11 protein-coding genes and 1 tRNA gene are annotated in these 11,974 nt (G+C 61.7%); 9 read left to right on the forward strand and 3 right to left on the reverse strand.

Annotated elements, in window-relative coordinates; genetic code table 11:
• Positions 1-23 precede the first annotated feature (23 nt).
• From ACZ5RT_RS02665 to ACZ5RT_RS02695, 7 genes are all read left to right on the forward strand, one after another.
• Positions 24-2,426 (forward strand): DNA translocase FtsK, encoded by a 2,403-nt coding sequence (locus ACZ5RT_RS02665; RefSeq protein WP_108426935.1) that lies wholly within the window; start codon positions 24-26, stop codon positions 2,424-2,426.
• A 5-nt stretch (positions 2,427-2,431) separates the two neighbouring features.
• Positions 2,432-3,118: an outer membrane lipoprotein periplasmic chaperone LolA gene (lolA, locus tag ACZ5RT_RS02670; protein WP_464453422.1), complete on the forward strand. Its 687-nt coding sequence runs from the start codon at positions 2,432-2,434 to the stop codon at positions 3,116-3,118.
• A 16-nt stretch (positions 3,119-3,134) separates the two neighbouring features.
• Positions 3,135-4,433, forward strand: coding sequence for a replication-associated recombination protein A (locus ACZ5RT_RS02675; protein ID WP_291923733.1), 1,299 nt, complete (start codon positions 3,135-3,137; stop codon positions 4,431-4,433).
• A 187-nt stretch (positions 4,434-4,620) separates the two neighbouring features.
• Positions 4,621-5,550 carry a branched-chain amino acid ABC transporter permease gene (locus ACZ5RT_RS02680; protein WP_422171638.1) on the forward strand — a complete coding sequence of 310 codons (930 nt, stop codon included), beginning with the start codon at positions 4,621-4,623 and terminating at the stop codon, positions 5,548-5,550.
• 11 nt (positions 5,551-5,561) lie between these two features.
• Positions 5,562-6,638 (forward strand): branched-chain amino acid ABC transporter permease, encoded by a 1,077-nt coding sequence (locus ACZ5RT_RS02685; protein ID WP_464453423.1) that lies wholly within the window; start codon positions 5,562-5,564, stop codon positions 6,636-6,638.
• Positions 6,639-6,649: 11 nt separating this feature from the next.
• The gene (locus ACZ5RT_RS02690) at positions 6,650-7,435 is read left to right on the forward strand and encodes an ABC transporter ATP-binding protein (protein ID WP_233249409.1); all 786 of its coding nucleotides are present in this window, start codon (positions 6,650-6,652) and stop codon (positions 7,433-7,435) included.
• A gap of 1 nt (position 7,436) precedes the next feature.
• Positions 7,437-8,153 carry an ABC transporter ATP-binding protein gene (locus ACZ5RT_RS02695; RefSeq protein ID WP_108331346.1) on the forward strand — a complete coding sequence of 239 codons (717 nt, stop codon included), beginning with the start codon at positions 7,437-7,439 and terminating at the stop codon, positions 8,151-8,153.
• Between the two features lie 98 nt (positions 8,154-8,251).
• On the opposite strand, the gene ACZ5RT_RS02700 is transcribed toward ACZ5RT_RS02695, so the two are convergent.
• Positions 8,252-9,217 (reverse strand): Bug family tripartite tricarboxylate transporter substrate binding protein, encoded by a 966-nt coding sequence (locus ACZ5RT_RS02700; protein ID WP_464453424.1) that lies wholly within the window; start codon positions 9,215-9,217, stop codon positions 8,252-8,254.
• Positions 9,218-9,364: 147 nt separating this feature from the next.
• Positions 9,365-10,405: a CDP-6-deoxy-delta-3,4-glucoseen reductase gene (locus ACZ5RT_RS02705; RefSeq protein ID WP_464453425.1), complete on the reverse strand. Its 1,041-nt coding sequence runs from the start codon at positions 10,403-10,405 to the stop codon at positions 9,365-9,367.
• Positions 10,406-10,452: 47 nt separating this feature from the next.
• Here ACZ5RT_RS02705 and ACZ5RT_RS02710 point away from each other — a divergent pair, with 47 nt between their 5' ends.
• A complete protein-coding gene (locus ACZ5RT_RS02710) occupies positions 10,453-11,415 on the forward strand; it encodes an SDR family oxidoreductase (protein WP_422171632.1) in 963 nt (320 codons plus the stop codon).
• Positions 11,412-11,813 carry an RNA-binding S4 domain-containing protein gene (locus ACZ5RT_RS02715; RefSeq protein ID WP_291924405.1) on the forward strand — a complete coding sequence of 134 codons (402 nt, stop codon included), beginning with the start codon at positions 11,412-11,414 and terminating at the stop codon, positions 11,811-11,813. Before ACZ5RT_RS02710 ends, ACZ5RT_RS02715 begins: the two co-directional genes overlap by 4 nt.
• A 66-nt stretch (positions 11,814-11,879) precedes the next feature.
• Here ACZ5RT_RS02715 and ACZ5RT_RS02720 read toward each other — a convergent pair.
• Positions 11,880-11,964, reverse strand: a tRNA-Leu gene (locus ACZ5RT_RS02720).
• Between the last annotated feature and the right edge of the window lie 10 nt (positions 11,965-11,974).

The following is an 11,974-nucleotide window of genomic DNA, read 5'->3' on the forward strand; positions in this document are numbered from 1 at the left end:
CGGGTAAGCTTGAGGCTTAATTTATGACCTATTCCCTGCACACATTGACCAACCCGACGGCCCGGGACAAGGCGCTGGAGGCGCCTCAGACTTTCTGGGCCCGATTCGCCCAGGAAATCGTTTTGTTGATGGGCGGTGCCTTGTTGCTGCTGTGCCTGCTGGCTTTGATGAGTTACCACCCTGCCGATCCGGCTTGGTCTACCTCGGGCAGCGGCCAGGGGGTGCGCAATTGGGTGGGGCCTTTGGGCGCCTGGCTGGCCGATTTGGCTTATTTCGGTTTGGGGTATTCCGTCTGGTGGTGCCTGGCGGCCGCTGGCCGTGCCTGGTTGGTCGGCTTGGCCCGCTGGATGCGCGGTCCTTCCGACGAAGAGTCGTCAGGCCAAGTGGCGGCTGGCCCGCGCAGCCGTTGGATTTTCTGGCTCGGCCTGCTGGTGCTGCTGACCGCCAGCGCCAGCATGGAGTGGGCACGCTTGTACCGGCTGGAGGCCCATTTGCCCGGGCACAGTGGCGGCGTTCTGGGCTATCTGGTCGGCTCCGCCAGCGTGCGCTGGCTCGGTTTCACGGGTGCGGCCTTGATGGGCATCGCCTTGGTGGTGGCGGGTGTCGCCATGGTGTTCCGGTTTTCATGGGGGCAGTTGGCCGAATCGATCGGTGCCCGCATTGACGGTCTGATCCAGTCCCGCCATGTGAAGCGGGAAATTGAGGAGGATCTGGCCCTGGGCCAGAAGGCACTGCGCGAACGCGAGCAAACCACACCCTTGCAGGCCATTGAGCCGCAATGGGACCTGAACCCTCTGACGGCCGCACCCGAAGGTCAACTCGATCTGGAGCCCGTGCCATTGCCTGCGCCGCCTCCTGTCCCCAGGGTCATAGAGCCCACCGTGATGGAGGTGCCGCGCAGCGACCGGGTGGTCAAGGAGCGCCAGAAGCCCCTGTTCACCGAACTGCCCGACAGCAAGCTGCCGCAAGTGGATTTGCTCGACAGCTTGTCCGTGCGGCAAGAAACGGTGTCCCCTGAGACGCTGGAAATGACCAGCCGCCTGATCGAGAAAAAGCTCAAGGATTTTGGTGTCGAGGTGCGTGTGGTGGCCGCAGCCCCAGGCCCGGTGATCACGCGTTACGAAATCGAGCCGGCCACGGGTGTCAAAGGCTCGCAGGTGGTGAATCTGGCCAAAGACCTGGCGCGTTCGCTCAGTCTGGTGTCCATCCGGGTGATCGAGACCATTCCCGGCAAGAATTTCATGGCGCTGGAGTTGCCCAACGCCAAGCGCCAGTCGATCAAGCTCAGCGAGATTTTGGGGTCACAGGTTTACAACGAGGCCAAGTCCCTGCTGACCATGGGCCTGGGCAAGGACATCATTGGCAACCCGGTGGTGGCCGATCTGGCCAAGATGCCGCACGTTTTGGTGGCCGGTACCACGGGTTCGGGCAAGTCGGTGGGTATCAACGCCATGATTTTGTCGCTGCTCTACAAAGCCGAAGCACGTGATGTGCGCCTGTTGATGATCGACCCCAAGATGCTGGAAATGTCGGTGTACGAAGGCATTCCGCACCTGCTGGCCCCGGTGGTCACCGACATGCGCCAGGCCGCTCACGGCCTGAACTGGTGTGTGGCCGAGATGGAAAAGCGCTACAAGTTGATGAGCAAGATGGGCGTGCGCAATCTGGCTGGTTACAACCAGAAAATCGACGAAGCCACTGCCCGCGAAGAGTTCATCTACAACCCCTTCAGCCTCACCCCGGACGATCCTGAGCCGCTCAAGCGCCTGCCGCACATTGTGGTGGTGATTGACGAGTTGGCCGACTTGATGATGGTGGTCGGCAAGAAGATTGAAGAGCTGATTGCACGCTTGGCCCAGAAGGCCCGTGCGGCCGGTATCCATTTGATCTTGGCCACCCAACGCCCCAGCGTGGACGTGATCACGGGCCTGATCAAGGCCAACATCCCGACCCGCATTGCCTTTCAGGTGTCGAGCAAGATCGACAGCCGCACCATCCTCGATCAGATGGGTGCCGAAGCCCTGCTGGGCATGGGCGATATGTTGTACATGCCCTCGGGCACGGGCTTCCCAATTCGCGTGCACGGCGCTTTTGTCAGCGACGAAGAAGTGCACCGCGTGGTGAGCTACCTCAAGAGCCAGGGCGAGCCCGACTACATCGAGGGCGTGCTCGAAGGTGGCACGGTGGACGACGATGGCGGCATGCTGGGCGAGGGCGACAGTGGCGAGAAAGATCCAATGTACGACCAGGCGGTGGAAGTGGTCTTGAAAAACCGCAAGGCCAGCATTTCGCTGGTGCAGCGCCACCTCAAGATCGGCTACAACCGAGCCGCCCGCTTGGTGGAAGACATGGAAAAAGCCGGTCTGGTCAGTGCCATGAGTGGCAGTGGTCAGCGTGAAATTTTGGTGCCCGCACGGGCCGAGTGAACCGAATGACAAACAATCTTGAACAGCGCCGAGCAGTGCTGGTTTGGGGCGGCAGCTTGGTGCTGGCTGTGGCTATGTGGTCATTGGCCCTGCCTGCGCAGGCGGACAGTGTGGACCTGCTGGCCCAGTTCATGAAGCAGGCCCGTAGCGGCCGCGCCGACTTCACCCAGGTGGTCACTTCGCCCAGCCGCGCAGGCCAGACCCCGCGAGCCAAAACCTCCAGTGGCCGTTTCGAGTTCCAGCGGCCCGGCAAATTCCGCTTTGACTACCGCAAGCCCTTTGTGCAAACCCTGGTGGCCGATGGGCAGACCTTGTGGCTGCACGATGTGGACCTGAACCAGGTCACGGCCCGCCAGCAATCACAGGCGCTGGGCTCGACCCCTGCCGCCTTGCTCACCGGGGCCTCGGATTTGCAGGTCCTGAAAAACGACTTTCAGTTCACGCCCGAGCCAGACCGTGACGGTCTGCAATGGGTGCGGGCCACGCCCCAATCGCCGGACGGGCAAATCCGTTCGGTGATGGTGGGTTTGCGTGCGGCGCCAAACGGCCCCGAGCTGGCCGTGCTCGATGTGCAGGACAGCCTGGGTCAGCGCTCCTTGCTCACTTTCACGGCTTTTGAGCTCAACCCGGTTTTGCCTGCCAGCACTTTTGTGTTCAAGGCTCCGGCGGGCGTGGACGTCATTCGGCCTTGATGCCGTCCGGGTGCCGATGAAAGCCGCCAGTCTCTCGCCCCATGCCCCCTTGGCCGAGCGCTTGCGCCCGCGCCACTTGGGGGAGGTGATCGGCCAGCAGCACTTGTTGGGCGAGGGCATGGCACTGCGCCTGGCGTTTGAGTCGGGTCAGCCGCACAGCTGCATTTTGTGGGGGCCGCCGGGTGTGGGCAAAACCACCATCGCCCGTTTGATGGCCGATGCGTTTGACGCGCAATTCTTGAGCATCAGCGCGGTGCTGGGTGGCGTCAAGGACATCCGCGAAGCGGTGGAAAAAGCCGAAGCCGCCCGCACAGGCTTGCACCCTCAGCGCACCATCATGTTTGTGGACGAGGTGCACCGCTTCAACAAAAGCCAGCAAGACGCGTTTTTGCCGCATGTGGAAAGCGGCCTGTTCACCTTCATCGGGGCCACCACCGAGAACCCTTCTTTCGAGGTGAATTCGGCCTTGTTGTCGCGGGCGGCGGTGTATGTGCTGCAGCCTCTGACCGAAGAAGACCTGCAAAGCATCGTGTTGCGGGCGCAGGCGATTCAAGCCATCCCCGCCATCGAGCCTGAGGCTCTGGCGCGCTTGCTGGCCTATGCCGATGGCGATGCCCGGCGTTTGCTCAACACCCTGGAAACCCTGGCCATGGCGGCCCAGCAGGAAAGCATCGACCCGGTGACCGACGCCTGGTTGATGCGTGTGCTGGGCGAGCGCATGCGCCGCTATGACAAAGGCGGCGAGCAGTTCTACGACACCATCAGCGCCCTGCACAAATCGGTGCGTGGCTCCGACCCCGATGCCGCCCTCTATTGGTTCGTGCGCATGCTCGACGGCGGTGCCGACCCGCGCTACATGGCTCGGCGTTTGATCCGCATGGCCAGCGAAGACATTGGCCTGGCCGACCCGCGTGCGCTGCGCATGGCGCTGGACGCCGCCGAGGTGTACGAGCGCTTGGGCAGCCCCGAGGGCGAGCTGACGCTGGCCCAGTGCGTGATTTACCTGGCCGTGGCCCCCAAATCGAATGCCGCTTACAAGGCCTTCAACGAGGCCAAGGCCTGGGTCAAAAAAGACGGCACCCGCCCGGTGCCCATGCATTTGCGCAATGCGCCCACCCAGCTCATGAAGCAGCTGGACTACGGCAAGGGCTACCGTTACGCCCATGATGAAGAGGACGGTTTCGCTGCGGGCGAGCGTTATTTGCCCGAAGGCATGCCCGAACCCGGTTTTTACAAACCCGTGCGCAGGGGCCTGGAAATCAAAATTGCCGACAAACTGGAAGAACTGCGAAAGAAAAATTCGGCCACAGGGTAATTACGGACGGGAATGAATACTGAGGGGATACTTTCTTTCACTACAATCCCGCCACCCCCGCCAGATGCTGCGCAAATCTGGCGGGGTTTTTGCTAGTTGTCAGGCCTCACCCAAAAGGTGATTCTTGACATGAGAACAACAACCGACGCGAAGATCCGCTAAGCGCAGATCAACAACGGAGAAATACATGGACGTCTTCTTCCAGCAGGTCATCAACGGCCTGGTCATGGGCAGCATGTACGCCTTGGTGGCCTTGGGCTACACCATGGTGTACGGCATCATCAACCTGATCAACTTTGCACACGGTGAAGTGCTGATGGTGGGGGCTCTGACGAGCTGGTCTGCCATCGGCATGATGCGTGACGCCATGCCGGGTGCACCAGGATGGGTCATCCTGATCCTGGCCACGCTGATTGCGTGTGTGGTGGCCGTGGTCTTGAACTATTCGATTGAAAAAATCGCTTACCGGCCCTTGCGCAACAGCCCCAAACTGGCCCCCCTGATCACCGCGATCGGCATGAGCATCTTGCTGCAAACCCTGGCCATGATCATCTGGAAGCCCAACTACAAGGCTTACCCCACCTTGCTGTCCAGTACCCCCATCAACATGGGTGGCGTGGTCATCACGCCCACCCAAATCATGATTTTGGGCGTCACGGCCGTGTCGCTGGCCATCCTGATGTGGCTGGTCAATTACACACGTCTGGGCCGCGCCATGCGGGCCACAGCCGAGAACCCGCGTGTGGCGGGCCTCATGGGCGTCAAGCCTGATATGGTGATTTCGGCCACCTTCGTGATCGGTGCCATCTTGGCGGCCATTGCGGGTGTGATGTACGCCTCCAACTACGGCACAGCGCAACACGCCATGGGCTTCTTGCCAGGCCTGAAGGCCTTCACCGCGGCGGTGTTTGGCGGCATTGGCAACTTGTCGGGCGCGGTCATTGGCGGCATTTTGCTGGGCCTGATCGAAGCCATTGGCTCGGGCTACATCGGCCACCTCACGGGCGGTGTTTTGGGCAGCCATTACACCGACATCTTTGCGTTCATTGTCTTGATCGTCGTGTTGACCTTGCGTCCCTCGGGCCTCATGGGTGAACGTGTGGCCGATCGCGCTTGATGGAGCCGAACATGAAAAAAAACAAGACACTTCAATACATCCTGATCGGTGCAGCGCTCATCGCCTTGCCCCTGATCCTGCAGATGTTCGGCAACGCCTGGGTGCGCATCGCCGACATGGCTTTGCTCTACATTTTGTTGGCCATTGGCCTGAACATCGTGGTGGGCTATGCCGGTTTGCTGGACCTGGGTTACGTGGCCTTCTTCGCTGTGGGGGCCTACATGTACGGCCTGCTGTCGTCGCCACACCTGACCAACACCTTTGCCTGGATTGCTGCGGCGTATCCGACCGGCATGCACATGCCCATCTGGCTGATCGTGCCGGTGGGCGCGGCGCTGGCCGGTTTGTTTGGCATGTTGCTGGGTGCGCCCACACTCAAGCTGCGCGGTGACTATTTGGCCATCGTGACTTTGGGCTTTGGCGAAATCATCCGCGTGTTCATGAACAACCTGGACCACCCGGTCAACATCACCAACGGCCCCAAGGGCCTGGACCAGATCGATCCGATTTCGATTTTTGGGCTGAACCTGGGCAAGAAACTGATGATTGGCGATTTTGAAATCGCTTCGGTCTCGCTGTATTACTACCTGTTCCTCAGCTTGGTGCTGGTCACGATTTTGATCTCGCACCGACTGGAAATTTCCCGCATTGGCCGCGCCTGGATGGCGATCCGCGAAGACGAAATTGCAGCCAAAGCCATGGGCCTGAACACCCGCAACCTCAAGCTGCTGGCCTTTGGCATGGGCGCTACCTTCGGCGGCGTTTCGGGTGCGATGTTTGCCGGCTTCCAGGGTTTCATCTCGCCCGAGTCCTTCAGCCTGATGGAGTCGGTGATGATCGTGGCCATGGTGGTGCTGGGTGGCCTCGGCTATTTGCCCGGTGTGATTCTGGGCGCCATCTTGTTGTCGGCCTTGCCCGAAGTGCTGCGCTACGTGGCAGGCCCTTTGCAGGAAATGACCGGCGGGCGTCTGGACTCGGCCATTTTGCGCCAGCTGCTGGTGGCGCTGGCCATGATCGTGATCATGTTGATGCGTCCCCGTGGGCTGTGGCCTTCGCCTGAGCATGGCAAATCGCTCAAGACGAAATGAAGGAGCAGAGCATGAACCCAACAGCCAACCAAGACACCGTCCTCAACGTCTCGGGCATTTCCAAGCGATTTGGCGGTCTGCAAGCCCTCACCGACGTGGGCATGACCATTCAACGCGGTCAGGTCTATGGCCTGATCGGCCCCAACGGCGCAGGCAAGACCACGTTTTTCAACGTGATCACGGGCCTGTACACGCCCGACAGCGGCACCTTTGAGCTGGCCGGCAAGCCCTACCAGCCCACAGCCGTGCACGAAGTGGCCAAGGCGGGCATTGCCCGCACCTTCCAGAACATCCGCTTGTTCGCCGAAATGACGGCGCTCGAAAACGTGATGGTGGGCCGACATGTGCGCACCCACTCGGGTTTGCTGGGTGCGATTTTCCGCACTGCCGGTTTCAAGGCCGAAGAAGCCGCGATTGCCAAGCGTGCGCAAGAGTTGCTCGATTACGTGGGCATTGGCAAATACGCGGACTACAAGGCCCGCACGCTGTCGTACGGCGACCAGCGTCGGCTGGAAATCGCCCGTGCTTTGGCCACCGACCCGCAATTGATCGCGCTGGATGAGCCCGCTGCCGGCATGAACGCGACCGAGAAGGTGCAGCTGCGCGAGTTGATCGACCAGATCCGCAAGGACAACCGCACCATCTTGCTGATCGAGCACGATGTGAAGCTGGTCATGGGCTTGTGTGACCGGGTCACGGTGCTGGACTACGGCAAACAGATTGCCGAGGGCACGCCTGCTGAAGTGCAGAAAAACGAAAAAGTGATTGAAGCCTATCTGGGCACAGGAGGGCACTGAGATGGCCAATGTTCTTTTGAAAGTCAAAGACCTGCAGGTCGGCTACGGCGGCATTCAGGCCGTGAAGGGCGTGAGCCTGGAGGTGCGCGAGGGCGAACTGGTGTCGCTGATCGGCTCCAACGGTGCGGGCAAAACCACCACCATGAAAGCCATCACCGGCACCTTGCCTTTGCAAGCGGGTGACATCGAGTACCTGGGCAAAAGCATCCAGGGTCAGGGCCCTTGGGACCTGGTCAAGCAAGGCCTGGCCATGGTGCCGGAAGGCCGCGGCGTGTTCACCCGCATGACCATCACCGAAAACCTGCAAATGGGCGCCTACATCCGCTCGGACGCTGCAGGCATCGCCGACGACATCGAGAAGATGTTCACCATCTTCCCGCGTCTGCGCGAACGCAAGGACCAGCTGGCGGGCACCATGTCCGGTGGTGAGCAGCAGATGCTGGCCATGGGCCGTGCTTTGATGAGCCGCCCCAAGGTCTTGCTGCTCGACGAGCCCTCCATGGGCTTGTCGCCCATCATGGTCGACAAGATCTTTGAGGTGGTGCGCGATGTGTACGCCCAAGGCGTCACGGTGCTGCTGGTGGAGCAAAACGCCAGCCGTGCCTTGGCCATTGCCGATCGCGGCTATGTGATGGACTCCGGTCTCATCACCATGACCGGTGTGGGCAAGGACATGCTGGAAGACCCCAAAGTGCGTGCAGCTTATTTGGGGGAGTGATCGCAGTCTGGATACCGGATCAAGTCCGGTATGACAACGCTCTGTTGTCACCCCGGACTTGATCCGGGGTCCATCTTCTTGCCGCTACAGCAACGGGTTCAATCCACCCGTGCGCCGCTGGTCTTGACCACGCTTTCGTAGCGTGCCAACTCTTTCTTCATGAAAGCACCAAACTGTTCAGGCGTGTTGCCCACCGGTTCTGCCAACAGTTGGGCGAAACGGGTTTTGGTTTCGGGCGCTTGCAGCGCTGCCACAAAGGCCTTGTTCAGCCGCTCAACCACATCGCGCGGTGTGGCGGCTGGGGCGACCAGGCCCCACCAGGTGTCGATTTCAAAATCCTTGAGCGTCTCGCTCATCGCCGGTATATCGGGCAAGGCGCTGCTGCGTTGGGCGGTGGTGACCGCCAGCGCCTTGAGTTTGCCCGCTTTGATGTTGGCTGCAGCCGTGGCCAGGTTGTCGAAGTTGAAATCGACCTGACCCGACAACAAGGCCAGTTGCGCGGGGTTGCCACCGTTGTAGGGGATGTGCACCGCAAAAATGCCAGCGGCCCGCTTGAACATCTCACCCGCCAGGTGGCCGGCACTGCCGTTGCCGCCTGAGCCAAAGTTCAGCTTGGCCGGGTTGGCTTTGGCATACGCCACCAGATCGGCCAGGGTGTTGATTTTCAGGCGCTGTGCGGTTTCGGCGTTCATCACCAGCACGTTGGGCACGCGCAGCATTTGTGTGATGGGCGCAAAGTCGCGGCTGGCGTCGTAGGGCATCTTGGCGAACAGCCAGGGGTTGATGGCGTGCGTGGCCGTGGCCGCGATGCCGATCGTCAGGCCATCGGGCGCAGCCTTGGCCACCAGGTCAGCGCCCAGGTTGCCACCCGCACCGGGCCGGTTTTCAATGATCACCGTGCCCAAGCTGTCTTTGACCCGCTCGGCCAAGGCCCGCGCCGTGACGTCGATCGGGCCGCCGGGGGCGTAAGGCACGATGATGCGGATCGGCTTGCCTTGGGCCCATGTTGGGGCAGTGAATGCGAGTGAAGTGGCAGCAAATTGGCGGCGGGTGATCAAAGTCATTTCAGGCTCCTGGCGAAAGAAGGTCAGCGCAAAGGCTCTTTGTGGGAGCGAGCCCCTGCTCGCGAATGTTTGCCATGGCTGGTGCGGTCATTCGGCCGCAGGGGCAGCCTCCCACGATAAATTTTGGGGCTGCCCCCAAGCTGTCGACTAGGCTTTCGCTTTGTCCGCCTCAGACGTGAACGAGTCGGCATAAAACTCTTCTTCAGGCAAACCGCCCAGGCTCACGTAATCGCGCTTGGCCGAGTCCACCACGATGGGCGCGCCGCAGGCATAGACCTGGTGGCCCGAGAGATCAGGGAAGTCCTGCAGCACGGCCTGGTGCACAAAGCCGGTGCGGCCGCTCCACTGGTCTTCGGCTTCAGCATTCGAGATCACGGGCACATAACGCAGGTTGGGCATCCCGGCCAGGCGCGCTTCGATCCAGTCGGCCATGTACAGGTCGGCCGGACGGCGGCCGCCCCAGTACAGCGTGGCCGGGCGGGTGATGCCCCGGTGCTGCATGTGCTCGATCAGTGCCTTGATGGGCGCAAAGCCTGTGCCCGAGGCCAACAGCACCATGGGCTTGTCGCTGTCTTCGCGCAAGTAAAAGCTGCCATACGGACCTTCCGCACGCAGGATGTCCTTTTCCTTCATGGTGGTGAACACCGGGTCGGTGAACTTGCCGCCGGGCATGTGGCGGATGTGCAGCTCCACCGTGGGCGGAGCAACCTCCAGGGTGTGCGGGGCATTGGCCATGCTGTAGCTGCGGCGCGAGCCGTCACGCAGCAAAAATTCGATGTACTGGCCCGCGTGGAACTTCATCACGTCGTTGGCGGGCAGTTGCAGCTTCAGCACGATCACGTCATGCGACTTTTTCTCCAGGCTGACCACGCGCACCGGCATCTTTTTGACGGGCAGGCCGCCCTCTGCGGTCACTTGTTTGGATTCGAGCACCACATCGCTTTGGGCGGTGGCGCAGCAGGTCAGCACAAAGCCTTGGGCTTCTTCCTCGTCACTCAGGGCTTTGGCCTGGTGCGGACCGTGCACCACGCTGCCCGAGATTTTTTTGCATTTGCACGAACCGCAAGCGCCGTCCTTGCAGCCGTAGGGCAGCCCAATGCCCTGGCGAATGCCAGCGGCGAGCAGGGTTTCGTTGTCGTCGGCGGTGAAGCTGCGGCCGCTGGGCTGCACGGAAATTTGAAAGCTCATCTTTTCGGTATCCTTGAGGGCTTGTTTCTGACCCGGAACCCCTGATTTTGCCTTCAAACCAAACCCCCTTGGGCGCACTGCCTGCCCGCTTTCGCCGCCAGCGTGTTTTGATCGTCGGCTGCGGCGATGTGGGGCTGCGCACGGCAGGCCAATTGGGGGCCCCGCAAAGCCAACGCGTGCGCCTGATGGCCTTGACGTCATCCCCAGAGCGTGTGCGGTTGCTGCGGGCCTGCGGCATCACCCCTTTGCAGGGCAATCTGGACGATGCGGCCAGCCTGAAGCGCCTGGCGGGCATTGCGCACCGGGTGATCCATCTGGCACCACCGCCCACCGACCGACGCGGCGAATCCGAGCGCGATCCGCGCAGCCTGGCTTTGGTGCGTGCCCTGCGTTTGCGCACGCCACCGCAAGCGCTGGTCTACGGTTCCACCACGGGTGTTTATGGCGACTGCGGGGGCCATCGTGTCGACGAGACCCGGACCGTGAACCCGCACACGCCACGCGCCCAGCGCCGTGTCGATGCCGAAAACCTGATGCGTTTTCTGGGGCGCAGCGGCGTGCGGGTGAGTGTGTTGCGCATCCCAGGCATTTACGCCCCCGACCGCGAAGGCGGTACGCCGCGTGAGCGCTTGCTCAAAGGCACGCCCGTGCTGGTGGCCAAGGAAGACGTCTACACCAACCACATCCATGCCAACGATCTGGCCCGTGCCTGCGCTGCGGCTTTGTGGCGCGGCAAGCCGCAGCGCGTGGTCAACGTCACCGACGACACCGATCTGAAAATGGGCGACTACTTTGACCTGGCCGCCAGCCTGTATGGTTTGCCCAAACCGCCCCGCATCTCGCGCCATGACGCCAACACCGCGCTGCCCTTGATGCTGCTGAGCTTCATGAGCGAGTCTCGCCGTCTGGACAACACCCGCATGAAGCGCGAGTTGAAAATCCGTTTGCACTACCCCCACGTGCGCGACGGCCTGAGCCCGCAAGGCGCTTTGTTTTCGGGTACGCGATGAATTCCTTGCGCATCGACAAATGGCTGTGGGCAGCCCGCTTTTATAAAACCCGCAGCCTGGCCAGTGATGAGATCGGCAAGAGTCGAGTGCAGGTCAACGGTCAGGATGCCAAGCCCTCCAAGGAGGTCAAACCCGGCGACACGGTGCGTTTGCGACAAGGGGCCGTGGAGCGCACGGTGGTGGTGCAAGGCCTCAGTGGTGTGCGCGGTCCGGCCCCGGTGGCGCAGCTGCTGTACACCGAAACCCCGGAAAGCATCGCGGCCCGCCAAAAAGCCGCCGAGCAACACCGTCTGGCCCGCGAACCCGCACTCAGCATCGAGCAAGGCCGCCCGACCAAGCGAGACCGCAGGCAAATCGATCGCAACTGGAACGACCGCTGGAGTGCGGGGATCGATTGAGGGTGCGGGGGCGATCGAAGTGCCCAAGAAAAAAGCCGCAAGTTGCGAGAACTTGCGGCTTTGCTCTGGTGCCCGGGGCCGGACTCGAACCGGCACGCCTTGCGGCGGGGGATTTTGAGTCCCCTGAGTCTACCAATTTCACCACCCGGGCGGTATTTGTG

The organism is Limnohabitans sp. TEGF003, from assembly GCF_055395455.1.